Below are 25,302 nucleotides of genomic sequence, written 5' to 3'. Positions count from 1 at the left end.
AATAACTACCTAAGTAATTATTCTGTTGGTCACTCAGTTTCAATTGAGACTCTAATTTGTTTGCCTCACTACCTAAGTAGCTTGGCTGTTAGAACTCAATCTGTACGAGTGCCCACACAGATGATTGCTTTATATTGTTAAAGAACGTTTGAGTTGCCTTAGCGACTCAAGGGAAGCGAATCTTACGCTTTCCTGTGTTTTTGTCAACACTTAATTTTAAACTTTATAAAAATCTAAACCTAAGTTTTACTCGACTCACTAAGTGGTTTGCTTGCCTCGCTAAGCGTTGCCTGCTCTGCCGTCTCAGTGGGGTCGCATTATAGGGAGCCGCGAATTTAACGCAAGCCTTTTTTTACTAAAAAACTTATTTAAATTACACCCCAAGCAAGCGCACACCCTAAACACAAGTTACCCACAAAACCCTGTGCATAACTTTGCTTTTTGGGCATAAACTCTCTGTTTGCCAATTAATAGCTACCAATAAAAAAGCACCTCTTATGAAGGTGCTTCTATTTGGCCGTACCTATAATCGGCTTTTAATATAAAATGCTGTATAGCTTTCTACGGTATTTAGCTGCGAGTGCATCTCCATCTGGTAACGAAGCTATAATGGCTAAAAAGCTTGGTTTAGCTTCATTATAATTGAGGTCCTTTTGTAATACGGTAAATAGTACCTCTAATGCTTCTTCTTTTCTTCCTGCTTCATTCAATAAAGTACTGAGTTCTTCCTTAAGTTCGAGATCGTTTGGGTACTTATCTACTTGCTGCTGCTTTAATTGTATCTCTGGTGAATCTTTTGCATCTAGTGCTGCTTCGCACTTTGATTTTATGTTATTAAAGTATGCATCTTGATCTTGCGAGTCAATTGTTTCTATTAATGCTTGAGCCTCATCTAACTTGTGAATTTGAATACAAATATCTGCAAGTACTAATTTAATACGTACATTAGTATTATCTATTTCGTATGCTTGCTTTGCATAATTAAACGCTGCATTGAGGTCAGACTTCAATAAAGCCTGTTTAGCTTGCTCTAATAATAAATCCTGTTGAGCGGGTAGATGTTTAGATAAGGCTTCGCGTATTTGTGATTCAGTTTGAGTACCGGCAAGCAAATCTACAGGGGCTGAGTCTTTTAAAAGCACAAGTGTTGGCAATGTTTGTAAGCCAACTTGTTGTGCTAATTGTGAAGCTAATGCTTGCTCTGCATCACAATCTAAATTCGCTATTACTATATGGCTTGTATATTCAGCCGCTATTTTATCTAAAATTGCAGCCTGCCCGATACAATCAGGACTTTGAGGTGAGAAAAAGTTAAGTAATACTAATTTTTGTTGTGATGTTTCTCCAAGGACTTGCTGAAGGTTTTGTGCATTAATACTTACTATATTGCTCATTGAATTGATTGCCATACTGATCTATTTAAGGTTTTATATGGTGATAAACATAATAAATACAAGTCGTATAACTAAATCACTCGGCGTACATAATCAATTAATGAGGCAAATCATGAAACTATCTTACCTTAGCGCTGCGCTTTTATTTGCAGCTCCGCTTCTACAGGCTAAAGGGCTCGACTTAGACCTAAGCAAAACAATGCCTAGTATTGAAAAGCTTTACCTTGATTTACATCAATCGCCGGAACTCTCATATAGCGAAAAGAACACAGGTAAAAAAATAGCCGCCAAGCTAAGCAATCTCGGATTCGAGGTTACAGATAATGTAGGTGGATATGGCGTTGTTGGTATTTACAAAAACGGCAATGGCCCAACAGTTATGATACGCACTGATACGGACGGTTTACCTATTACCGAGCAAACAAATAAACTCTACGCTTCAACTGTAAAAGTAATTGACGAGCATGGTGCAAACGTTGGCGTTATGCATGGTTGTGGTCATGACATTCATATGAGCTCGTTTATAGGTACTGCTGAGCAACTCATTGCACATAAAAGTAAATGGAAAGGTACACTAATGATGGTTGCACAACCTGCAGAAGAGGTTGGAGGCGGAGCTAAAGCAATGCTAAGTGAGGGGTTATTTAGTAAATATGCCAAGCCTGACCACATTATTGCCCTACATGTAAGTGCTAGCGTGCCAGCTGGTAAAGTTACCATGAAAAACGAATATACCATGGCAAGTGTGGATTCTGTTGATATTAATATAAAAGGTAAAGGCGGCCATGGTGCATACCCTCACACCACTATTGACCCGGTAGTCATAGCTGCTCGTACAGTACTGGCTTTGCAAACGATTACTAGTCGCGAGCTTTCTCCTCTTGAACCATCCGTTATAACAGTTGGCTCTATACATGGTGGTTCTAAACATAATGTTATTTCTGATGAAGTGAAACTGCAACTTACACTGCGAAGCTACAACCCAGATGTACGTAATGCGCAAATTGCTGCAATTAAACGAATAACCCGAGGAATTGCTCAAAGTGCAGGGCTTGAAGAATCTGACTATCCTGCTGTTGTAGTTCATGAAGATGAATCAATTCCATCGACTTATAATAACCCTGCACAAACTAATATAGTACGAGGTGCTATTAAAAATGCCATAGGCGATACAAACGTACTTGAAACACAAGCAGTAATGGCAGGAGAGGACTTTGGCCTTTATGGCCGTACAGACGAAAACATCCCTATTACATTATTTTGGCTAGGCGGCGTTAATCAACAGCAATACGCAAAAGCAATAAAAAACAACGAAACACTTCCATCATTGCACTCAAGTAAGTTTGCACCAGATTATAAAGTGGCGCTTCCTACTGGAATTAAAGCCATGAGTAACGCTGCGGTTGCGTTATTTAATAAAAATGAATGACTTCTAAATAAGCAAGCCCTGCGGTCAATTTGTTACAGGGCTTTTTTTGTAGCCTGATTTTTTAAAAGGTGCTTTTTTAGCGCGCTTTGCAAAGCGCTTTTTGGCAGGCGTTTTAGGCAGCTTGGCAAATACCCTGCTGTCACAGTTGGCGGCCTGATCCACAAAATTAGTAAGATCAGCAAGTAGAGGTTGTAAAAACTGCTGATAACTCAAGGATTGTTGTGCAATATCACCTAGGCTTGACTCCCATTTTGCCGTTAAGTCAGGACTTGCTAAACCTTCAGGCAAAACACTAATTAATGCAAGACCTGTCTCTGTAGCTTTAATTGTTTTGCCTTCACGCTTTAAAAAGCGCCGTTTAAATAACAACTCTATAATGCCAGCTCGAGTAGCCTCAGTACCTAAACCATCGGTCTCTTTTAATATTTTTTTGATATGTGGATCTTTTACATAACGGCTAATCCCCGTCATCGCAGCCAACAATGTTGCATCAGTAAAATGAGCTGGAGGCGAAGTGTGCTTTTCTATTACACCTCCTTGAGTACATGTCAGGTTCATTCCTTTTTCAAGATAAGGCAACGTTGCCTCTTCTTTTAATTCTGATTTACCCATTAACACTTTAAAACCTAAGCTGACTTCTTGTTTAGCGTTGGCTTTAAATAAACCACCAGCAATTGTTACCTCTGCTTTAGTTTCGTTATAAACATAATCTGGGTAAAACTGTATTAAATAATGCCTACATATTAACTGGTATACTTTCGCTTCATCATTTGCCAAGTATGCGCTTTTTAAAAGTTTAGCCGTCGGTACTATAGCGTGGTGAGCAGCCACTTTAGAATCATTAAAACATTTACTCTTATGCTTTACGTTTGCTCCATCGACTAATTCTACTGGCTGTCCTTTGTTCTGTGCTATCGCTTTAAAGATAGCGGCGGCATCTTGGTGATGATCTTTTGGTAAATACCGATTGTCTGAACGAGGATAAGTAATTAATTTGTGACGTTCATATAATCCTTGGCAAATATCAAGCACTTGCTGGGCAGGCATGCCAAATGCTTTAGCTGCGTCTATTTGTAGTGCGGATAGGTTATAAGGCAAAGGTGCACTTTGTTTTTTTTGTTTTTGTTCAAGCGCTGTTACCTCTCCTTTTTGATTAGTTATACGCGAAGCCACATTTTCAGCCAATGCTTTATTGAGCACTCGTCCTTCTTCATCTTGATAAGGTTCGCAAGCTTTACTCGGCACCCACTTAGCTGTAAATAGCTGCTGTTTAGGAGTAACTAGACTAGCTAATACCTCATAAAATGGTTTTGATACAAAATTAACTATCTCATTGTCGCGATTTACTACTAAACCCAAAATTGGCGTTTGTACGCGCCCAACTGATAGCACATTACCAAACCCTGCTTTTTGCCCAGCTAACGTATAAGCCCGAGTGAGATTCATCCCAAATAGCCAATCAGCACGAGAACGTGCAAGTGCAGATACACTCAGTGGAATAAACTCTCTATTAGAGCGCATACTATTAAGCGCTTTTTTAACTGCCGCTAAGTTTAAATCACTTATAAGTAGACGCTGAATACTTTGCTTTTTAGTTTTACTTATTTTGGCTTGCTCTATCACTTCATCTACAAGTAACTGCCCTTCACGATCGGGATCACCGGCATGTATAAGTGTTGTAGCCTGTTTAATTAACTTTTTTAAGACGCTAAGCTGCTTGCGAGTTTTTGTTTTAGCCTTTAACTGCCATTGTTCCGGTATTATCGGGAGATGTTCTAGTTGCCATTTTTTATAGCGCTCATCGTAATCATCAGGCTCAGCTTGTTCTAACAAATGACCAATACACCACGAAACACAATCACCATTAGCGACCTCAATGTAACCATCGTGTTTTTTGTGTGGTTTTGGAAGTGCATCAGCGATTGCACGCCCAAGTGAAGGTTTTTCTGCAATGTAGAGTTTCATACACTCGCCTACAACTGGTTATATAAACAGTAGTCTAGCATAGCAATTTCAAAGAGGGAGAGTTTTTAATGAATTGTCTGCATTAATGAGTGTCAGGTGGTAGTGACTCGTAAAGCTTATAAGCTGGGCTGCTAATTAAGCCCAGCTTTATAATTAAAAGAGTTATCTTACATCAATAGGGTCTGACTCTTTTGCCTTGCCTTGTAATATAGATATTTCAACTCGGCGATTCCGGCGTCTGTCTTCATTGGTATCGTTAGGAACTAGCGGCCTTGTTTCCGCACGGCCAACGACCATCATTCGTGTTTTATCAAATCCTTGAACTGTTTGTAATTCGCTGGCAACAGCCACTGCGCGCTTAGACGACAAATCCCAGTTATTAACGTATAACTCATTCGATACCTGGAAATCATCTGTATGCCCTGAAACAGTAATTTCCCCTGGCACGTCTTTTAAAAGCACACCAATATCCTGAATAATGGGTTTAAACTTAGGCTGTAAAAAAGCACTGCCCGAGGGAAACGAACCATTCTCACGAATTCGAATAATAATTTGCTGACCTAAAGACTCAAGCTCTATTGCACCATCTATTATTTGCTTCTCTAACTGCTGCGCTATTTTTTTAACGAGTTCATTTGTTTGCTCTTGATCTGCTGCAGATGTTGCTTGTTCAGATGATTGTTCTTGCGATGTGCTTCGAGACTCACCACCGCGCTTATCACCCCGCTGCTCTTGCCTACCGCCAGCGGAACTTTCATCACCGGCCTGAAACTCTAGCATTTGCTGGGTCATTTCAACGGTTTGCTGCTGAATGGTTTCTATTGGTGTAGGTTCTGGTTTACCTGGGGTGAATTCCATGGCGATAACTGATGTCCCTTTTGGGATATCTTTAACTTCAATTTTATTCTGTACACCAAAAGCAAACTTCATAGAGCCTGCTATTTGTTTAAATTTAAGTACATCCATTTCTGAGAATGCCAATAATAGTACAAAAAAGCACATCAACAACGACATTAAATCAGCAAATGTTCCCATCCACGCAGGCAAACCTGGGGGGGGACATTTGCACTCTTCATCAGACATGGTTACTCCTCGGTATCAACTTTACGTTTAGACTCAGCTAAGTAATTTTTCAAAATACCTTCTATCACTTTCGGATTTTGACCATCTTGAATCCCTAAAATAGCATCAAGAATTAAACGCTGATTCATTGCCTCTTCGTCTTTACGCAGTTCGAGTTTTACCTGAATTGGTATTGCTACAACGTTTGCTAAAAATGCACCATACAGAGTAGTCAATAGTGCCACGGCCATTGCAGGCCCGATAGCTTTAGGGTCGTCCATGTTTGATAACATGGCAACTAGGCCTATCAATGTACCAATCATCCCCATTGCAGGAGCTATATCGGCAAGTGATTTAAATAAGCCAGCACCGAGCTCGTGACGGGTGGTGGTTAGGGAAATATCTTTTTGAAGTGTGGCGCGCACAACGTCAGCGTCATGCCCATCAACAAGCATGTCAACGCCTTTACGCATAAATGGGTTTGGAATTTCAGCTTCTTCGAGTGCTAAAAAACCACCTTTACGAGCAGAATCTGCAAGCTCTACTGCTTTTTCAATTAACTCTTCAGGCGATTCAATTTTGAACATGAATGCCTTACCAACCACTTTACCTATCCCTAAAAATTGAGACATAGTGAAGTTTGATAAAACAATAAATAGCGAGCCACCAAATACAATTACACTTGAAGGCGCATCGGCAAACATGCCCATTTCACCGCTACTACTCATAAACATAGACATTACAATTAAGCCAATTGCGCCTAGGATCCCTATTATGGTTGCTAAATCCACATTTCCTCCAGAGATTTCATGTTTAAATGCCTTATCATAAACTTTTTATTATTAACTGCTTATCGGCAACATACTGAATTGCTTAAGTCGTTTTTGTAAATAAACATATAAAGTTATATTTATTATTTTATATCAAGTTAGGCACACAGCCTAATTATCGAGTTTTCTTAATAAATAACACAATCTAACACGCAATTAATCGTCCTAAATGTAAAAAACTCATATCATCCTTTGACCTAGTTTAGCATTCCCCCTAAAATTGGCTCCTAAATTTATTATGTAAGCTGAAATAAAGATGGCGACTAAAAAACCTGAAAACTTAAGTTTCGAAAAAGCACTAGAAGAATTATCAACAATTGTTAGTGAAATGGAACAAGGTGATTTATCGCTTGAACAATCATTGAAGCAGTTCGAGCGTGGTATCGCACTCGCTGGAGCGTCATCTGAAAAACTACAGCAAGCAGAACAAAAAGTATCTATTTTAATGGGTAATAGCGAAAAGTCAGCACTTACAAACTTTAATAACGATATGGAATAGTTGTGAGCATAAAAGACTATATTGAACGTGCTCAGATAGATGTAGCCACTACACTCAACCGCTACTTTGAACAGCCGCTCGATAGCGATAAAACCATAAAAGAAGCCACTCATTACAGCTTATTTAATGGTGGTAAAAGGCTACGCCCTTTTTTGGTGTACGCTGTTGGTGAAATGCTCGGTGCTAAAAAAAGTGACTTAGACGTTTTGGCTGCAGCCATAGAATGCATTCACAGTTACTCCTTAGTACACGACGACCTACCTGCTATGGATGATGACGATTTACGACGCGGCTACCCTACTTGTCATATTGTGTATGGCGAAGCGCAAGCTATTTTAGCCGGTGATGCATTACAAACTCTCGCCTTTGAACTTATAGCCACACACAACTTTAATTGCTCGGCGCAATCGCAAGTAAAAATGATTGCAGCTCTTGCGCATGCATCTGGTATTGAAGGTATGGTTGCGGGGCAAGGCTTAGACATTGCCGCAACTGACACAGTTGTTTCGGTACAAGAACTTGAACGCATCCACAAGTTAAAAACCGGTGCACTAATTAACTGTGCTATAACATTAGGTGCGCTGTGCAGTGAAAACGCAGATGAACAAACTTTAGAAAACTTGAGTATTTTTGGGTATGCTATAGGGCTGGCATTTCAAGTACACGACGATATTTTAGACGTGGAAGGTGACACCAATATATTAGGTAAACCACAAGGCTCAGATATAAAAGCGAATAAAGCGACATACCCAGCGTTATTAGGTATGCTAGGCGCTAAAGAAAAGGCGCAAAATTTAATAACACAAGCCCACGAAGCGTTAGCACTTATTGATGCAGATACAACGCTTCTTGCGTCGCTAGCAAATTACCTTATTGAACGTGACCATTAGTCGCAGCTTAAGCGTATTGCAAATAGCACTGACATTATTACTTAACATTCGTTGTTCACTCCCATTTGAAAGCGAATGTGATCGAAGGATATAAAAAAGCCATGACACTTGATAGTAGCAAGTATCCATTACTTAACTTGGTTGACAAACCAGCTCAATTACGAGACTTAGCGCAAGATAAACTTCCCGAGTTTAGCAATGAGCTACGTGAGTATTTACTTAACTCTGTATCGCAAAGTAGCGGTCATTTAGCGTCTGGTTTAGGCACGGTTGAGCTTACAGTTGCACTTCATTACGTGTATAACACACCAGAAGATCGTGTAGTATGGGATGTTGGGCATCAAGCCTATCCGCATAAAATCTTAACGGGTCGGCGTGATTTAATGCACACCATTCGTCAAAAAGATGGCCTTCACCCATTCCCGTTTAGAGATGAAAGTGACTACGACACATTTAGCGTTGGTCATTCAAGCACATCAATTTCTGCAGCATTAGGCATGTCAATTGCAGCGCAAAAAGAAGGCGCTGGCCGTAAAACTGTCGCTGTTATTGGTGATGGCGCTATTACTGCGGGCATGGCGTTTGAAGCAATGAATCACTTAGGTGATGTAAAATCAGACATGCTTATTATTTTAAATGATAATGAAATGTCGATTTCTGAAAACGTTGGCGCATTAACCAATCATTTTGCACGTATTTTATCTGGTAGCTTTTACACCAATATTCGCGAAGGGAGTAAAAAACTACTGTCTGGCGTACCGCCTGTTAAAGAGCTTGCCAGCAGAATGGAAGAGCACCTTAAAGGCATGGTTATACCAGGTACGTTTTTTGAAGAGCTTGGCTTAAATTATATTGGCCCAATTGATGGGCACGATGTAAACATGCTTGTTGATACATTGCGTAATATGCGTAATTTAAAAGGCCCACAACTTCTTCATATAAAAACGCAAAAAGGTAAGGGTTACAAGCCAGCTGAAGCCGACCCTATTGGTTACCATGGCGTCCCTAAGTTTGATCCAAACACATCTAGCTTGCCTAAATCAAAACCGGGCGCCCCTACTTTTTCAAAAGTATTTGGCGACTGGCTGTGTGACATGGCGCAGCAAGATGATAAGTTAATGGCTATTACTCCTGCCATGCGTGAAGGCTCGGGCATGGTGCGCTTTTCAAAAGAACATGCTGATAAATATTTTGACGTAGCAATTGCTGAACAACATGCCGTAACCCTAGCCGCAGGTTTTGCTTGTGAAGGCTTAAAGCCTGTTGTTGCTATATATTCCAGCTTTTTACAACGCGCGTACGATCAATTAATTCACGATGTTGCACTGCAAAACTTACCCGTATTATTTGCCATAGACCGAGCAGGTATTGTGGGTGCCGATGGCGAAACACATCAAGGCGCATACGACCTAAGCTTTATGCGTTGTATTCCTAATATGGTTATTATGGCACCTAGCGATACTAATGAATGCCGCCAAATGTTATACACCGGTTACAAAGCTAATTGTCCGGTTGCTGTTCGTTACCCTCGCGGAAGTGCAGGTACGGCAGAGATTCAAAGCGATATGCAACTTTTCGAAATTGGTAAAGCAAATACAATAAAGCAAGGTTCAAAAATTGCCATTTTGTCATTTGGTACATTACTTGAAAATGCACAACTTGCTGCAACTGAACTTAATGCAACACTTGTTAATATGCGCTTTATAAAGCCGCTTGATACTTCACTGCTAAACGACATTATTAAAAATCACGATACCATAGTTACTCTTGAAGATAATGCCATTGCCGGAGGTGCAGGCTCTGCGGTTAACGAATACTTAGCTAGCCAACAGGCCAATGTTAAAATACTTAACTTAGGTATTCCTGATGAGTTTATTAAGCACGGTACGCAAGACGAAATGCACGATGAAATGGGCTTAGGCGAGCAAGGTATTTTAAGTTCAATAAGGTCATTTACTGCTTAGTTAATTATTTTAACTGTTTATAAAAAGGAGCCTGTTGGCTCCTTTTTCGTTTTTATTATTATTTTTTGCATCCAACTTAACTTTTAAGCCGTTATTGCTGTGAGGTTAACATGTAAATAATTAGTGCTGCTTAGTCTTTGCCTTATAAGCAAGTGCGTTATTTACCTAAATTTGATGGAATATATAAAAGGTAAAAATGATGAATAAAGCAAATTTAACAACTCATTCAGCAAAAAAAACACATTGAAACATACGCTTAGTTTTTCAGCGTTAACACTTGCAGTATTAATCGGCATTACAGGCTGTAGCTCAGACGATGGTAAAAACGGCGTAGATGGTATTGCAGGCACCGATGGAAAAAATGGTACCGATGGCAAAAATGGCAACCCAGGCTTTGCATCAGCCACATTTATTTTGGCAAACAATGGAGAAACCAACACGGGTACCATTGATTTAATTGACCAAAGTGCTTCTAAATTAAAAACTTTTAACACAACAGCTAACGAAGGCGTTGCTTTTGATAGCTTAGGTAATTTATTACAAGCAAGCGACAGCGAAAGTGGCAGTATTAAAACTATCTGTCAGCTTGCTAACCGTGCTGATGGCAGCAGCTATGATGCAAATACTGATCGCGAAATAACAGGTGCTAACACTACGCTCGTAAACCCTAAAGGAATTGCCGTAGCACAAAAAAGTGGCTTTATTTTTATTGCTGACTTTGGCGCGATGCAGGTAACTACTTTTGGCGCTGCAGCAGCGGGTAACGCAACGCCATTAGGCACAACCATAACAGAAGCTGCACCGTGGGATGTTGATTATGATGAAACAAATGACCGTCTTTATGTAGCACTTACAAATGGTGATGTAGCCGTTTACGATAATTTTGTTGGTGGTGACTTTGCCGCTATGCCAAGTCGTACAATTACCCCTAGCAATAATGATGGTACGCAAATATCTGTAAATATTCATGGCATTGTTTATGACTCAAATACGAATAAACTTGTTTTATCTGATGTAGGCAGTGCCTCAGATGCAACCGATGGTTCGTTATTTGTAATCAATAATGCATCAACCGCAGACGGCTTAGTGAGCGTTGCACGCAGTATTGCCGGCCCAGCAACAATGCTTGGTAACCCGGTTGATATTAGCCTTGAAGGGAGTGACTTGCGTGTAGCCGAAAAATCAAATGATGCTGTTCTTGTATTTAGCAATATTTTTTCAGGTGAAAGCGGCGATATTACTCCTGACTTAATCACTTCAACTATTAAACCTGAGTCAATTACCAAACTGGGTATGCAAAATGAAATGGCTGATATTTCAGATAGTGATACCACTAATATGGGGCTTTTAGGGGTCGCTGTAAGCAGTAACCCAGGCACTGCAGGTGAAACAACTGGGCAAATTAGTCGATTAAGTTCACAACTTAATACTGAAATTGGCAATTATAACGCGAGTCAAACTATAGAAAGCACTACCTTCGACAAAGCGGGAAACAGTTATACAACGTTCGATAACAGTGCAACTTCTATTGGTGGTATTGTTATTTCAAATAAAGTGGCAATAAACCGAGATGGGCAAACGTATAATACAAGCCAAGATAGTATTATTACTGGAGCGAACACAGGCCTTATATCTCCTAAAGGTCTTGATGTTGCTTCTGATAGCGGTATGATTTTAGTTGCAGAAAATAATGCAGATACGCCAAGCATTTCTATATTTTCAACGTGTACTACAGGGGATGCGTCCCCTTTGATGACCCTTACTTTTGCAAACGGCGCTCGCCCTTGGGATGTTGATTACGATGCAAACACTGACCGTGCTTTTGTAGCACTAGCAAATGGAACCGTTGCTGTATTCGACGAAGTCAAAAGCAAGCTAATGGCTGGTAATACTAATATTGCCGTTGAAGATAGGCTTATAACACCTGCAAATGCTGGAGCCGAAATAGAAGCGCCAAGCAATATACATGGCATCGACTACGACTCGCTAAGCGGCTCGTTAATTCTCTCTGATGTTGGTAGCGCAGCAATTGCCGATGATGGCAAAATATACGTGTTGAATAACGTAGCAATGGCGTCGGGTTTGGTAAACATAAGCACCACTATTAGCGGTCCAAATACCCTACTGGGCAACCCTGTCGATATTATGTATACCGGGACAGATTTATACGTAGCTGAAAAATCAAATAATGTGGTTATGCGTTTTAACAATATTTTAAGCAGTACCGGAGGCGACGTTAGCGCTGATGCGAGCACTGCATTTACGGCACCTGAGTCAATTGCAATATTACCAGCTTGGCTTAATCAATAGAGTTAACCTCACCATACCTGATCAACAATGTTGGTCAGGTATTATCGCATCCACACTTTTATATCGGCCAAACCATTTCGCTGTAGCATACTCAGCTGCTGCTCTACATTAGAGTTTTGCTCAAATTCAAATGCATCTAGCTGCTCGTCAAAAGTAATATGGGCTACGCCATCACCACCGCGCTTTTTAACTTGATGAAGTGAAATATCAGCTAAATTAATAGAGGTTTCCCAACCAATTACCTGACCACCGAGTAATGGTAATGGGTAGAAAGACCACCCAATTGAGGCTGTTATATTTGTCATATTACCGTTAGGTAGTTGGAATGAATACTCTGCAATCGCTTTACAAAGTTCTGACGCGTAACTGTCTATTTTATTGCATTTAAAATCACGTAATAGCAGTAAAAATTCATCACCACTCCAACGCGCTACATAATCAGAGCCTTGGGTACGCGAGTTTAGTAGAGCTGCCATTTGCTGCAAGCAGCTATCACCTGCAATTGGACCAAATGCATCATTTATACGGCTAAAGTTATCAAAATTTATTATTACAAGTACCAGTGATTTACCCTGCGCCTGCAATGATTGCGAATTACGTTGAAAGTGTTCAATGTCTTTTGGTAGCTGATCAAACAAAAAGCGACGGCTACGCAAGCCTGTTAGCTCATCTGAGTGACTAACGAGCTTAAGCTGTGAATTAACTTGCCCTAATTTATCATTTGCTTGGCGCAGCTCTAATGTCCGCTCCGTAATTAAACCTTCAAGCACTTTTTGTTTTCTGCGCTCTTGCGCCTTAAGCACCCAAAATACTAAATAAAGGAGTAAAATAAAGCCACTTGTGATCAGCAACCTAAAATAAATTGTTTCATCAAAACGCTCAGGCACAATAAAGCCATACTCTACATCTTGTGCCTTTGACCAATCTTCACCTTGGCGTTTTGCTTCTAACTGAAACAAAAATGCCCCTGCAGGTAAGTTAGTATAAATAGCCTCACGACGAGTATTTGCATATCGCCAATCACTATCTAAGCCACTTAGTTTATATCTAAACTCAATACTATTTGGCGCGTAGTAATCGATAGCCGTATAAGTAAGCGTTATATCTCGTTCGTCGGTTTCAAGAGTTGGCTTATTACCCAACGCTGCTGTTGTGAGGCTTCGCTCAGGTGTGTTAATTGTTTCAATGGTCGGCTTTAACGACAGTACACCAAACAACTCTACGTTTTTAGGTATTTCTACAACACCCTGCAGGCTTGGATACCACATTGAGTTACCCATACTGACTACCGCATCATGACCCAATCCACTACAACATTGGTTTGCTTTGCCATCAAGCTGTCGGTCGAATGACGAAATCACCTCTTCTACTTTTAAGCTTTGAATATCTGTTTTAAACTGCCCTGCTGGCATTCTGTAAACCCCTTTCATGGTGCTTACCCAAACATTATTCAATTTTTCGTCGTATTCTAAACTAAATATAGAACCATACGGCAAGCCATTTGCCGCATCAAGCTGTCGCCATTGACCCTGCGCGCTGCGGTAAAACAATCCATCATTAAGCGAACCAATTAAAATACCCACGCCATCAATATGCAAAACACTAGTGATATATGCACTTTCAAGCGAAGTTTGATCCCCTACTTTTTCAATACCACGGTCAGTAAAATAGTAAGCGCCTTTACTCGTCCCAATAACACCAAAGTTTTCTTTGTCCAACACGTAAGTTATAAATTTACTGCCTAAAAACGCGTTGTAAGCAAAAGGAGTTAAACCTGCAAAATTAAGCCTATATAAACCTCGGCCTGTGCCTATCCAAAACCCGCCTTTACTTGAACGACTAATTGCAAACACAGGGTTATCACGCAGTGCACGCCCGGGTACAGTAAACAATGTGTCGTTCTCGTAAACGAATAAACCTCGCCCTGTGGCAATATATAAACGGTCGCCATCAAACTGTAAATCATGTACTGAAGCACGGCCATATTGGCTGCTTGGAATTAAATTAATATAACTTTTATTTAAATCAAAATAACCAACACCACTTTTATTGGCCACCCATAACTTGCCATCGGGCGCTTGGCTAAGCGCCATAACAGCTTCGGTCATTTTTGAAACCGCCGCGTGTCTTTCGACCCGTCCTTCGTGAGCAAGCCATAGGCCTTCACTAAAACTGGCTAGCCAAATATTATTTTTATCATCTCTAAAAATATCAGCAAACCAAATACTTTGATCTAACTGACTAGGCTCTACCCATTGCCATTGACTCGCTTTATCTCTAAACAGTAAACGCCCGTATGTAGAAATCCATAAGCCGCCATCGCTGTCACTCATAAATTTATATACTGCAGAATTGTTCGCATTAGGTAATGGGAAAGGCCTTAGCTCATCGTCTAAATCTAAAAAATAAGCGCCAAGCTCTGAGGCTAAATATAAATTACCATTTAAAAAAGCAAGATCATGAACAATAGTTTGAGCTAAACGCTCGGGCAAAGAAATTTTTGCAGTCAGCTCTAAACGCAGCTTAGCAAAATCAGAGGAGTTTTTAGTTAAGCGTAATAAGTGACGATCATTAACAAGCCAAATGCCTTCCGGCGAAAGTGCCATTTGGCTCACTGAGCCGACTATTTGAGTTATAACGGTTGCATTTGCAGTAGACAAAGTTCCACTGTATTGACCACGTAAATTAACTTGGCCACGGTCAACATAATATAACCCATTGGCGGCAATCCACGTGCCCCCTTTAGAATCTTCTAAAATATCCCTAACAGGGCCTTTAATATTAAATGCTTGTGCTGAAAAAGTAGCTGGGTTTATTACAACTAACCCACTTTTGGTACCCACCCACAGTAATCCGTTCGAATCGATTAAAAGCTTATTAATTCCATTACTCGGTAAAAAAGAACTATTTTGGGTGTTGTAATTTGTGAACGTAGTACCATCGAAGCGGCTTAACCCAAACTGCGTTCCTAGCCATATGTAGCCTTGCTGGTCTTGCACTACGCTTTTTAGCGATTGCGATGGCAAACCATCTTTAATATTCCATTGTTTAACGACATAGTCCGTAATCGAAGCCCCACTTGGCATTGCGCACAACATAAGTACACACACCAGTAAAAATCGCATCATACGCTGCCACCTAGTTAAACTAATTAAATATAAACATTAAAACGGTAGTAAACCTGCTTTTATTAATGCTTGCAAACAAATCAATGAAAAAACACCCGCTAGCACGTCATCTGCCATAATACCAAAACCACCATGCACGCGCTTATCAAGCATTCGAATAGGGCCCGGTTTTGCTATATCAAAAAAGCGGAATAGTAAAAAGCCAACTAATAAAGTTTGCCAATTCAATGCTGCACCTATCATGGTGATGTAGTAGCCAGCGACTTCATCCCATACAATAGCGGGATGATCATGCACACCCAAATCGTCGGCAGTTTTACCACATGCCCATATACCAAACACACTGATCACAACAGCAAACACTATTTGCAACCATATTGGATAATGCATAGTTATAAATATAAATGGCAACGCAGCAAACGTACCAAATGTGCCTGGTGCTTTAGGGGCAAGACCAGTACCAAACCCTAATCCAAAAAACTGGTGCGGGCGTTTTAAATTAAATAATCGGTTTTTATTCAAACCTGCTCCTTTGTAAAATGTTCAAAGCCATGCTGCTCAAAGCTAAACATTTCACCATTGTGTAAAAGCTCAATCTTACCGTCTCCACTTTTTATTTGCCCAATGCAAGTAATATCAACACCATACTGGTTTAACTTTAAATCAAGCATACCTTTGTTGTTATCTGGAACAGTAAAAATTAATTCGTAGTCATCGCCGTAACCCAAAATAAACGGTAATTGCTTATTAAAATCTAGGCTTGCTTTCATTGCCTCTGAGGTAGGGATACTTTCAATATTTATTTCTGCATTAACTTGCGACATTTCAAGAATATGTGTTAAATCAGCAAGTAAGCCATCTGATACATCAATCGCTGATGTTGCAAGTCCTCTAAGCACTTGCCCAGCAGCCACTCGCGGGGTTGGGTAATCAAAACGCTTATTCAGGTACTCTAAATGTGTTGGGGTTATATTAAAGTCTTGCTTACGGGATTCAATAGCAAGCCCAGCATCCCCTAAAGGACCTGTAACATAAATCCAATCACCTACCTTTGCACCACTTCTTCGTAACGCCTTACCTTCAGGCACGGTACCTTTTGCACAAATAGTAATGGTAAGTGATCCCTGCGTGGTATCACCCCCAATAATTTGTACATTAAAGTATTCTGCAATTTCATGCATGCCTTCAGTAAACTCTGCAATCCACTGTGAATCTATAGTTGGTAATGTTAATGCAACAGATACCCACGTAGGCTCAGCCCCCATTGCGGCTAAATCACTGAGGTTTACAGCTAGTGCCCTGTGCCCTAAAGCGCGAGGAGAAATATCTTCAAAAAAGTGCACGCCCTCGACTAACGTATCAGTTGTGACTGCAAGTTGGCAGTTTTGTGGAACAGTGACAAGCGCGCAATCATCACCTATGCCTAGATTAACATCACGACGAGAAATACCGCGACCTTTAAAATAGCGGTTAATTAATTCAAATTCCTTCATACACAAAAAAGCCGACCTATGCCGGCTCTCCTTTTAACGGTTATATAAAGTAATCTTCTGATTATTTAAACAGAGGAAGTACTATTACTTGCGTAAATGCTTTACTGCTTTATCAAGTACACCGTTTACAAATTTATGGCTGTCTTCTGCGCCAAATATTTTGGCCAGCTCAATACCTTCGTTGATAGCAACTTTATAAGGTACATCTTCACGAAACTTAAGTTCGTAGCTGCTTAAACGTAAAATTGCTCGCTCAACCATATCTAAGTCATCAAACGGACGTGTTAAATGAGGTGATACTGCTTCATCAAGTTGCTTATAATTAACAGCCACACCTGAGGCTAAATCTTTAAAGTATTCAACATCAATTTTAGTAACGTCGTTCTCGATCAACATTTGTTGTTCGATATCGGCAATTGCATTGCCGCTCAATTGCCAAGAATAAACGGCTTGAAGTGCTAAGATACGTGCTTTACGTCTTGCTGCTGGTTTCACAAAAATTCCTTAAACTTAAATTTTATCTAACACATTAACCATTTCAAGCGCACCTAAAGCAGCTTCGCCGCCTTTGTTACCCATTTTGGTGCCTGCACGCTCAATAGCTTGCTCAATGCTTTCAGTAGTTAATACGCCAAATGCAACCGGTATATCATACTCTAGTGATACTTGCGCAAGACCTTTGTTTGATTCGCCAGCAACTAGGTCAAAGTGTGGTGTACCACCTCTGATCACTACGCCTAAAGCGATGATTGCATCATACTCTTTTTTTGCCGCAACGCGTTTTGCCGCTAAAGGTAATTCAACTGCACCCGGTACATAAATAACAGTAATATCGTCATCAGATACACCACCAGTACGTTTTAGCTCATCAACAGCGCCTTCAAGTAGGCTACTACCAATAAAGTCATTAAAACGAGAGATGACAATGGCAAATTTTTTGCCCGGAGCGTACTTATTACCTTCAATAATTTTCATTCGATAACCCTAAAAATAAGTTCAAGCGGTTGCGATTGCGCAAAAATTGCTGCGCATCATACCATAATAATAATGAAATAGCCTAGTTTAAGCGTTTGCCTATTGTGGCTCAATGTAATCAACAACTTCTAGGTGAAACCCCGAAAGTGCATGGTATTTTTTTGGTCTGCTCATTAAGCGCATTTGCTCTATACCTAAGTCTGCAAGAATTTGTGAGCCTACACCAACGGTACGAGATGTTCCTTGAAATTTACGCGGTGTAACATTTTCACCCGCGTCTGCAGCAGCAAATGCTTTTACTGTAGCTTCAAGCTCTTCAGTACTTTCCTGCTTACCCAAAATAACGAGCACCCCCTCGTTTTTAGCAATGTATGCCATTGCATCAGATAAGCCCCAGCTTCTATCCGCACTTCGATCAGAAAGTAAAATATCGTTAAACGTACTTTGCAAATGCACACGTACCAACGTTGGTTCTTGCGCTTTAATTTCACCTTTGAGTAGTACGTAATGTAACTGACCGTCGATCGTATCTTTATAAGTTACTAAATCAAACTCACCATGCTCTGTCGGTAATTTACACTTAGCTACTTTTTCAATTGTGGTTTCGTTTAAATTACGGTATTCAATTAAATCAGCAATAGTGCCTATTTTTATATCGTGCTCTTTGGCAAAAATTTCTAAATCAGGGCGACGCGCCATAGTGCCATCTGCATTTAAAATTTCAACAATAACAGAAGACGCTTCAAGGCCCGCTAATCGCGCTAAATCACAACCTGCTTCTGTATGACCTGCGCGTGTTAACACCCCACCTGGCTGCGCCATAATTGGGAAAATATGACCCGGCTGTACTATATCACCAGGGACAGCACCTTTAGCAATTGCAGCTTGTACTGTGCGTGCTCTATCTGCTGCAGATATACCTGTAGTTACGCCTTTTGACGCTTCTATCGACATTGTAAAGTTAGTTGAAAACGCAGCACCGTTATTTTTAACCATTAGAGGCAAATCAAGTTGTTCACAACGCTCTTGTGTCATCGTTAAACAAATTAAACCGCGGCCATGAGTGGCCATAAAATTAATTGCCTCTGCACTGATATGCTCGGCAGCAATAATTAAATCACCTTCATTCTCTCTGTCTTCGTCATCCATTAAAATGACCATTTTACCGGCTTTAATGTCGTCTATAATTTCTTGTGCGCTGTGTAAATTCATAAATTCGCTCGTGTAAGTTGTCAGTTTCGTTATTTAATAAAGCCCGCTTTTGCGAGTAAGCTCATTGATATGTCTGCGCCGGTTGGCTGCTCAGCACCTTTAATAAGACGCTCTAAATAACGTGCAATTTGATCGACCTCTAAATTAACTTGGGTGCCTACTTTAAAGTCGGCAATCGTTGTTTGACCACTGGTGTGCGGCACAATTGTTAATTTAAATTTATTACCCTCTACAGCGTTAACTGTCAGGCTTATACCATCAATACATACCGACCCTTTGTAAGGTATGTATTTCATTAAACTTTCATCGGTTGTAAGCCAATATTCAGTCGCTCTCGCATTTGGTGTAATTGCAGCAATGGTTGCAATACCATCAACATGACCAGACACTAAATGCCCACCTAAACGCGAAACCGGTTGCATGGCTTTTTCAAGGTTAACCGTTTGCCCTATTGAATAATGCGCAAAACCAGTTAAATGAATTGTTTCGTTAGATAAATCAGCACTAAAGCCATCAATATGTTTATCAACTACGGTTAAACACACACCATTTGTGGCAATACTATCGCCCAGCTTCACGTCACTCATATCAAGGTCGGCGCTTTGAATGCGAATGGCTAAGTCGCCTTGTTTTTTTTGTAATAAAGCAATTTTGCCTGTGGCTTCTATTATCCCAGTAAACATAGCGCTACTCTTCTTTGTTAAGTGATTTTAGTGAGTGCTTTTTTAACGCATTGATACGCAAATCGTCACCAACACGCACACACTCATTAAAGGATAAATCGATAGTATCTTGCATACTCGTCAATTCAGGGAAGTTTACTAAACTTTTAGCATCATAGCCCATCAGTTTTGGTGCGATATAAAAAACATACTCGTCAATTAAATCAAGCTCGGTCATTTTCCCCGCAAGGGTTGCCCCAGCCTCAAGCCATATATTATTAAATTGATGCTTAGCGAGTTTTTGTAATACATCGGTTAAATCAACCTTACCCTGTTGCTCACGCACCGCTATGTGCTTAACAAAATGCGGCCACAGAGTCGATTTATCAACCTCGGTGGTAAAAATTATTACTGGGTGCGCTATTTTAAATAGCGCAAGATCCGGTGTTAACCTATTTTGCGAGTCTATAATAACACGCACTGGCTGGCGAAGCGGTAAGTTGGTCGGTAATGAATACGGTAATTCGCTTGACCGAACATTGAGTTTTGCATCATCAACAAGAACCGTATCGGCCCCCGTTAAAATGGCACAGCTTTGAGCGCGGTATAGCTGCACATCTTTTCGTGCAGCAGAACCTGTGATCCACTTACTTTTTCCATTTTTTAGCGCTGTTTTACCGTCTATACTGGCTGCTAATTTGCAGGTTACGTAAGGAAGCCCTTGCTCCATTCGCTTAAAAAAACCAAGATTTAATGCGCGAGCCTGTTGTTCAAGCAGTCCATAAGCGACTTCTATTCCAGCGTCGCTCAGTATTTTAAGGCCTTTGCCTGCCACTTCTGGGTTGGTATCAACCATGGCAGCAATCACCTTTTTAATACCCGCAGCCTTGAGCCCTTCTGCACAGGGCGGCGTGCGCCCATAATGACTACAAGGTTCAAGTGTTACATAGGCGGTTGCACCCTTTGCTTTTTCACCGGCCACAGCAAGTGCATTTACCTCGGCATGCCCTTGCCCTGCTAATTGATGAAACCCTTCACCAATTATTTGGTTATCTTTTACAAGTACACAGCCCACATTAGGGTTAGGCGTTGTGGTAAATCGCCCTTTTTTAGCAAGCTCAATAGCACGTGCCATATAGAGTTTATCGTGCTCGGTAAATGCGACTTGGCTACTCATAATTATTCACCTAAACGGGCAATTTCTTCGCCAAATTCGCGTATATCTTCGAACGAGCGATACACAGACGCAAACCTTACATAAGCTACTTTATCAAGTTTTTTCAGCGCCTCCATAATACATTCTCCCACCAAATGGCTCGAAATTTCTCGCTCACCCGTTGCACGTAGTTGTGATTTAATTATATTGACCACTTCATCAACTTGCTCTGTGCTAACAGGGCGCTTTTCAAGTGCACGATTTAAGCCATTAAGTAACTTATCTTCATTAAAGGGTTCTCGGCTTCCGTCTTGTTTAACAACACGGGGCATAACCAGCTCAGCCCCTTCAAACGTCGTAAAACGTTCGTGGCAATCGTTACATTCTCGGCGACGGCGAACTTGATGACCACCGCCAACAAGGCGCGAATCTATAACTTTGGTGTCTTTTGCTGTACAAAATGGGCAATGCATAAATCAAGGTATCCGTTTTAAAAACAAAAAAGCCGCTAAAAAGCGGCTTTTATAATAACATGTTTACTTATGTGATCTAAATTACCGTTTTACTTTGTTAAGCGTAAACAGGTAGTTTTGCACAAATAGCTTTCACTTTTTCTTTTACTTGTGCTTGTACAGATTCATCAGCAATATTGTCTAGTACATCACAGATCCAACCAGCAAGCTCTTTAGATTCTGCCTCTTTAAAACCACGACGTGTGATCGCAGGAGAACCAATACGCAAGCCAGAGGTTACAAAAGGAGAACGCGGATCATTAGGTACTGAGTTTTTGTTAACCGTAATATTAGCATTGCCAAGCGCTGCGTCAGCATCTTTACCTGTGATGTCTTTATCGATTAAATCAAGTAAAAATAGGTGATTGTCTGTTTTACCAGAAACAACTTTATAGCCGCGCTCTTGTAGCACGCTAACCATTGCTTGCGCATTTTTAACAACTTGTGTTTGGTATTCTTTAAATTCTGGTTGAAGAGCTTCTTTAAATGCCACTGCTTTTGCAGCGATAACGTGACATAAAGGACCACCTTGGCCACCAGGGAATACTGCACTGTTAAGCTTTTTGTAGATTGCTTCGTCGCCACATGCAGAAATAATTAAACCACCACGAGGGCCCGCTAATGTTTTATGCGTTGTTGTAGTAACAACATGTGCAAATGGTACAGGGCTTGGGTAAACACCCGCCGCAATTAAACCTGCAACATGCGCCATATCAACAAATAAATAAGCATCTACTTTGTCTGCAATTTCACGGAACTTAGCCCAATCAACAATGCCTGAATAAGCAGAAAAACCTGCAATAATCATTTTTGGTTTGTGCTCTAGTGCTAGCGCTTCAACCTGTGCGTAATCAATTTCACCCGTTTCTTCGTTTAGGCCGTACTGGATTGCATTGTACGTTTTACCTGAAAAGTTTACGTGTGAGCCATGAGTTAGATGGCCACCATGCGCTAGGCTCATGCCTAAAACAGTGTCTAGCGGGCTTAATAATGCTTGAAAAACAGCTGCGTTTGCTTGCGAGCCAGCATGCGGCTGAACGTTTGCGTAATCAGTACCAAATAATTCGTTTGCACGGTCAATCGCTAATTGCTCGACCACGTCTACATGCTCACAGCCACCGTAGTAACGCTTGCCAGGATAACCTTCCGCATATTTGTTAGTAAGTTGAGAACCCTGTGCTTCAAGTACGCGTGGGCTACAGTAGTTTTCAGATGCAATTAACTCAATGTGCTCTTCTTGACGTGATGTTTCTTTACTCATCGCGTCAAATAACTCTGGATCAAAGTCCGAAATATTCATGCTACGTTCTAACATTGGGGGCTCCTGGGCAACGTGTATGGTATTTTTTAGAGGCTATATTGTACGCTTAAAACCGCGCTTTGCCTACGTTCTTAAGTTGAGGATATTTAATCAGGGATTGAAACTATTTCACAGTCCTTTTAAGATGATATTTTTAAATAACTTACATAACTATTTTAAATGTTTTTCATTTATTACATTTAATTAGTTAATTGACAACGCTGTTTCACGGTTTAAAACAGACAAAAAAAGCGGCCTAAGCCGCTTTAACTTTTGCTTTTTATTTAACCTAACTTAGCCAGTATTTCTGTGCGTAACGCGTCATAATCGGCGTTTATATCGCTTGCTAGGCAGGGTTTAGCCAATGCGTCACTTAGTGGTTTTGGCATATTAAGCTCGATATTTAATATATCTTCCACGCTTTCTTTAAATTTAGCCGGATGTGCAGTTGCTAAAAAGATACCCGCAACACCTGGTGCTCGGTTATTAACTAAACCTTGGTATGCAATTGCAGTATGTGGCTCTGCAACATACCCTGTTTGATGAATATTTTTCATCACTGTTTGAGTGTTTTGTTCGTCAACACTAATTGAATAAAAGTTGTCGTAACTGAACCAGTTGTTATCCAACATAGTTTGCACTCGTGGCCAGTTGTTAGGCTTACTTACGTCCATCGCATTTGAAAGCGATTCAAGCGTTGTATTTGGTGCCCAGTTTTTGTCTAGCATAAAACGTGGAACTGTATCATTCTGGTTAGTAGTTGCACTTAGCTTTCCTACTGGTAACCCTATTACAGCACCAATCATTGCGGCGCATACATTACCAAAGTTACCACTTGGTACAGAAATATGTGCTGTTGCACGCTTTTCTTTTGGCAGTTGCGCAATTGCTTCAAAGTAATAACACACTTGCGCTACTAATCGACTCATGTTGATTGAGTTAGCAGAATTAAGGCCAAGTGTTGATTTTACCTCGTCATCTAAAAACGATTTTTTAACAAGCTCTTGGCAATCATCGAAACTACCATCAACTGCGTAACAATGAATATTACCGCCTAAAGTAGTGAATAGCTTTTGTTGAGCCAGCGAAATTTTGCCTTTAGGGTAAAGAATAACCACATCGATATTTGGCTTATTATAAAATGCATGCGCTACTGCCGCACCGGTATCACCTGATGTTGCGGTTAAAATTGTAACCTTCTCGCCTTCGTTAAACTGCGCTAAACATTCAGCCATAAAGCGCCCACCAAAATCTTTAAAGGCAAGCGTAGGGCCATGAAACAGCTCCAAACAATAGGTATTTTCCTCTACCTCGACTAACTTAACTGGAAAGTTGAACGCATTTTTAACCATGGCGGCAACGGTGTCACTTGGCAACTCATCACCAATTAAATGCGATAATATTTTGCCGCTTCGAGTAACAAAATCCATATCAAGCAGTGCATCAATATCAGTCAATGGCGCTAAAGATTCAGGAAAAAATACACCTTGGTTACGCCCGAGTCCTGTTTTTACTGCTTCAACAAACGACACTTTTTGTGAGTGATCTTTTAAATTATGTAATTGCATGACTTCTTTTCCTATATAACATTTAATTGACGCGTGCCGTCGTTATCTAACTTACAAATGTGGCAAAAGCCTTGCTCATTTATATAATTATCTTTTAGCCATTTGGCGCATTGCTCAGCCGCTTCCAGTGTTTTACATACAGTAAATAACGTAGGGCCTGCACCTGAAATACTCACTATTTCAGCACCCAGTGCGGGTAAACTTGCTTTGGCCTCACTAAAGCCGGTAATAAGTGGCGCTCGATATGGCTCTGCTATTTCATCTTTCATAATGCTTAATGCATCGTCAAAACGTGCTGTTAGTAACAAGCTACTAAAGGCAGATAAACGCTGCGCAAACTCAATGCTTGCATGCATACTAAGCTCTTTAGGTAATACAGAGCGCGCTTTTGCCGTATTAAGCGAAAAGCCTGGAAACGCCGCAACATAATACCAATTTTCATCTACCGGAAGTTCTATCGATTTATTAGGAATTAAATCGCCAGTTAGCTGCAAGCCGCCTAAATAACATGGTGTGATGTTGTCGTAATGACGCCCGCCACTTACAACGGCTTCAAAATCTGCCATCAACTCAATTAACTCAACTTGGTTCAACTGTGTTTCTGCAAATTTATCAAGCGCTGCAAATGTAGCAACAACCGAACAAGCACTTGATCCTAACCCTGAGCCAATTGGCAGGTTTTTTTTAAGTTCAAGCTTTACTGAAGGCATATCTGGAGCAACGTGCGCTCTGAAATGCACTAAGCACTGATATGCTAAGTTCTCTTTCGCATCACTCGGTAATTTATGAGCATACTCGCCAGAACAGACAAACTCATCATTAGTCGCTGCACTTACAACCGCTACGTCACCCAATAAACTGCCATCAATTGGTGAAAGCGCGGCACCCAATGCATCAAATCCAACTGCAAAATTACCAATAGACGCAGGTGCATATACTTCAATCATTTTTTA

Annotated in this window: 21 protein-coding genes; 5 read left to right on the top strand and 16 right to left on the bottom strand. The window is 40.6% G+C overall.

The genetic code is table 11. The annotated features are described in order from the left end of the window. Positions 1-536: 536 nt before the first annotated feature. The gene (locus ATS76_RS07090) at positions 537-1,394 is read right to left on the bottom strand and encodes a tetratricopeptide repeat protein (RefSeq protein ID WP_058551600.1); all 858 of its coding nucleotides are present in this window, start codon (positions 1,392-1,394) and stop codon (positions 537-539) included. Between the two features lie 112 nt (positions 1,395-1,506). Here ATS76_RS07090 and ATS76_RS07085 point away from each other — a divergent pair, with 112 nt between their 5' ends. Further along, the gene (locus ATS76_RS07085) at positions 1,507-2,823 is read left to right on the top strand and encodes a M20 metallopeptidase family protein (RefSeq protein WP_058551599.1); all 1,317 of its coding nucleotides are present in this window, start codon (positions 1,507-1,509) and stop codon (positions 2,821-2,823) included. A gap of 24 nt (positions 2,824-2,847) precedes the next feature. Here the strand turns inward: ATS76_RS07085 and ATS76_RS07080 are convergent, their stop codons facing one another. The 3 genes from ATS76_RS07080 to pomA form a co-directional block, all read right to left on the bottom strand. Continuing rightward, positions 2,848-4,788, bottom strand: coding sequence for a DNA topoisomerase III (locus ATS76_RS07080; RefSeq protein ID WP_058551598.1), 1,941 nt, complete (start codon positions 4,786-4,788; stop codon positions 2,848-2,850). 162 nt (positions 4,789-4,950) lie between these two features. Continuing rightward, positions 4,951-5,871 carry a flagellar motor protein MotB gene (locus ATS76_RS07075; protein ID WP_058404268.1) on the bottom strand — a complete coding sequence of 307 codons (921 nt, stop codon included), beginning with the start codon at positions 5,869-5,871 and terminating at the stop codon, positions 4,951-4,953. A 2-nt stretch (positions 5,872-5,873) separates the two neighbouring features. After that, positions 5,874-6,641 (bottom strand): flagellar motor protein PomA, encoded by a 768-nt coding sequence (gene pomA / locus ATS76_RS07070; protein WP_058551597.1) that lies wholly within the window; start codon positions 6,639-6,641, stop codon positions 5,874-5,876. A 295-nt stretch (positions 6,642-6,936) separates the two neighbouring features. Here pomA and ATS76_RS07065 point away from each other — a divergent pair, with 295 nt between their 5' ends. The 4 genes from ATS76_RS07065 (at position 6,937) to ATS76_RS07050 (ending at position 12,343) form a co-directional block, all read left to right on the top strand. Next, positions 6,937-7,179 carry an exodeoxyribonuclease VII small subunit gene (locus ATS76_RS07065; RefSeq protein ID WP_006794260.1) on the top strand — a complete coding sequence of 81 codons (243 nt, stop codon included), beginning with the start codon at positions 6,937-6,939 and terminating at the stop codon, positions 7,177-7,179. A 2-nt stretch (positions 7,180-7,181) separates the two neighbouring features. Continuing rightward, a complete protein-coding gene (ispA, locus tag ATS76_RS07060; protein ID WP_058551596.1) occupies positions 7,182-8,069 on the top strand; it encodes a (2E,6E)-farnesyl diphosphate synthase in 888 nt (295 codons plus the stop codon). A gap of 101 nt (positions 8,070-8,170) precedes the next feature. Further along, entirely contained in the window at positions 8,171-10,033 is a 1,863-nt protein-coding gene (dxs, locus tag ATS76_RS07055) for a 1-deoxy-D-xylulose-5-phosphate synthase (RefSeq protein ID WP_058551595.1), read from the top strand. 243 nt (positions 10,034-10,276) lie between these two features. After that, the gene (locus tag ATS76_RS07050; RefSeq protein WP_058551594.1) at positions 10,277-12,343 is read left to right on the top strand and encodes a hypothetical protein; all 2,067 of its coding nucleotides are present in this window, start codon (positions 10,277-10,279) and stop codon (positions 12,341-12,343) included. 41 nt (positions 12,344-12,384) lie between these two features. Here the strand turns inward: ATS76_RS07050 and ATS76_RS07045 are convergent, their stop codons facing one another. From ATS76_RS07045 to thrB, 12 genes are all read right to left on the bottom strand, one after another. Beyond that, on the bottom strand, positions 12,385-15,471 hold the full coding sequence (locus ATS76_RS07045) for a ligand-binding sensor domain-containing diguanylate cyclase (RefSeq protein ID WP_058551593.1): 3,087 nt from the start codon (positions 15,469-15,471) through the stop codon (positions 12,385-12,387). A 36-nt stretch (positions 15,472-15,507) separates the two neighbouring features. Then, the gene (locus tag ATS76_RS07040) at positions 15,508-15,993 is read right to left on the bottom strand and encodes a phosphatidylglycerophosphatase A family protein (RefSeq protein WP_058551592.1); all 486 of its coding nucleotides are present in this window, start codon (positions 15,991-15,993) and stop codon (positions 15,508-15,510) included. After that, positions 15,990-16,964 (bottom strand): thiamine-phosphate kinase, encoded by a 975-nt coding sequence (gene thiL, locus ATS76_RS07035; RefSeq protein WP_058551591.1) that lies wholly within the window; start codon positions 16,962-16,964, stop codon positions 15,990-15,992. Before thiL ends, ATS76_RS07040 begins: the two co-directional genes overlap by 4 nt. 84 nt (positions 16,965-17,048) lie before the next feature. Further along, a complete protein-coding gene (nusB, locus tag ATS76_RS07030) occupies positions 17,049-17,459 on the bottom strand; it encodes a transcription antitermination factor NusB (RefSeq protein WP_058404262.1) in 411 nt (136 codons plus the stop codon). A 15-nt stretch (positions 17,460-17,474) separates the two neighbouring features. Further along, positions 17,475-17,939 (bottom strand): 6,7-dimethyl-8-ribityllumazine synthase, encoded by a 465-nt coding sequence (gene ribH, locus ATS76_RS07025; RefSeq protein WP_006794268.1) that lies wholly within the window; start codon positions 17,937-17,939, stop codon positions 17,475-17,477. 99 nt (positions 17,940-18,038) lie between these two features. Next, positions 18,039-19,151, bottom strand: a complete 1,113-nt coding sequence (gene ribBA, locus ATS76_RS07020; protein ID WP_058551590.1) for a bifunctional 3,4-dihydroxy-2-butanone-4-phosphate synthase/GTP cyclohydrolase II — start codon at positions 19,149-19,151, stop codon at positions 18,039-18,041. A gap of 29 nt (positions 19,152-19,180) precedes the next feature. After that, positions 19,181-19,834 carry a riboflavin synthase gene (locus tag ATS76_RS07015; protein WP_058404260.1) on the bottom strand — a complete coding sequence of 218 codons (654 nt, stop codon included), beginning with the start codon at positions 19,832-19,834 and terminating at the stop codon, positions 19,181-19,183. Between the two features lie 4 nt (positions 19,835-19,838). After that, the gene (ribD, locus tag ATS76_RS07010; protein ID WP_058551589.1) at positions 19,839-20,990 is read right to left on the bottom strand and encodes a bifunctional diaminohydroxyphosphoribosylaminopyrimidine deaminase/5-amino-6-(5-phosphoribosylamino)uracil reductase RibD; all 1,152 of its coding nucleotides are present in this window, start codon (positions 20,988-20,990) and stop codon (positions 19,839-19,841) included. Positions 20,991-20,992: 2 nt separating this feature from the next. Next, entirely contained in the window at positions 20,993-21,442 is a 450-nt protein-coding gene (gene nrdR / locus ATS76_RS07005) for a transcriptional regulator NrdR (protein ID WP_006794272.1), read from the bottom strand. Positions 21,443-21,539: 97 nt separating this feature from the next. Beyond that, entirely contained in the window at positions 21,540-22,796 is a 1,257-nt protein-coding gene (gene glyA, locus ATS76_RS07000; protein ID WP_006794273.1) for a serine hydroxymethyltransferase, read from the bottom strand. Between the two features lie 269 nt (positions 22,797-23,065). Then, complete coding sequence (thrC, locus tag ATS76_RS06995) at positions 23,066-24,349, bottom strand: threonine synthase (RefSeq protein ID WP_058551588.1); 1,284 nt, start codon at positions 24,347-24,349, stop codon at positions 23,066-23,068. Between the two features lie 11 nt (positions 24,350-24,360). Next, positions 24,361-25,296, bottom strand: a complete 936-nt coding sequence (gene thrB, locus ATS76_RS06990; protein WP_058551587.1) for a homoserine kinase — start codon at positions 25,294-25,296, stop codon at positions 24,361-24,363. Between the last annotated feature and the right edge of the window lie 6 nt (positions 25,297-25,302).

The organism is Pseudoalteromonas sp. 10-33 (assembly GCF_001469195.1).
Classification (GTDB): Bacteria; Pseudomonadota; Gammaproteobacteria; order Enterobacterales; family Alteromonadaceae; genus Pseudoalteromonas.
The sequence above is the reverse complement of the archived record's forward strand: the minus strand, read 5'-3'. Positions and strand labels throughout refer to the sequence as shown.

Excerpts from the sequence above, each read along its gene's own strand:
- ATS76_RS07090 (WP_058551600.1), bottom strand. The coding sequence starts at position 1,394 with ATGAGCAATATAGTAAGTATTAATGCACAAAACCTTCAGCAAGTCCTT.
- ATS76_RS07085 (WP_058551599.1), top strand. The coding sequence starts at position 1,507 with ATGAAACTATCTTACCTTAGCGCTGCGCTTTTATTTGCAGCTCCGCTT.
- ATS76_RS07080 (WP_058551598.1), bottom strand. The coding sequence starts at position 4,788 with ATGAAACTCTACATTGCAGAAAAACCTTCACTTGGGCGTGCAATCGCT.
- ATS76_RS07075 (WP_058404268.1), bottom strand. The coding sequence starts at position 5,871 with ATGTCTGATGAAGAGTGCAAATGTCCCCCCCCAGGTTTGCCTGCGTGG.
- ATS76_RS07065 (WP_006794260.1), top strand. The coding sequence starts at position 6,937 with ATGGCGACTAAAAAACCTGAAAACTTAAGTTTCGAAAAAGCACTAGAA.
- dxs (WP_058551595.1), top strand. The coding sequence starts at position 8,171 with ATGACACTTGATAGTAGCAAGTATCCATTACTTAACTTGGTTGACAAA.
- ATS76_RS07045 (WP_058551593.1), bottom strand. The coding sequence starts at position 15,471 with ATGATGCGATTTTTACTGGTGTGTGTACTTATGTTGTGCGCAATGCCA.
- thiL (WP_058551591.1), bottom strand. The coding sequence starts at position 16,964 with ATGAAGGAATTTGAATTAATTAACCGCTATTTTAAAGGTCGCGGTATT.
- ribH (WP_006794268.1), bottom strand. The coding sequence starts at position 17,939 with ATGAAAATTATTGAAGGTAATAAGTACGCTCCGGGCAAAAAATTTGCC.
- ribBA (WP_058551590.1), bottom strand. The coding sequence starts at position 19,151 with ATGAATTTACACAGCGCACAAGAAATTATAGACGACATTAAAGCCGGT.
- ATS76_RS07015 (WP_058404260.1), bottom strand. The coding sequence starts at position 19,834 with ATGTTTACTGGGATAATAGAAGCCACAGGCAAAATTGCTTTATTACAA.
- ribD (WP_058551589.1), bottom strand. The coding sequence starts at position 20,990 with ATGAGTAGCCAAGTCGCATTTACCGAGCACGATAAACTCTATATGGCA.
- nrdR (WP_006794272.1), bottom strand. The coding sequence starts at position 21,442 with ATGCATTGCCCATTTTGTACAGCAAAAGACACCAAAGTTATAGATTCG.
- glyA (WP_006794273.1), bottom strand. The coding sequence starts at position 22,796 with ATGTTAGAACGTAGCATGAATATTTCGGACTTTGATCCAGAGTTATTT.
- thrC (WP_058551588.1), bottom strand. The coding sequence starts at position 24,349 with ATGCAATTACATAATTTAAAAGATCACTCACAAAAAGTGTCGTTTGTT.
- thrB (WP_058551587.1), bottom strand. The coding sequence starts at position 25,296 with ATGATTGAAGTATATGCACCTGCGTCTATTGGTAATTTTGCAGTTGGA.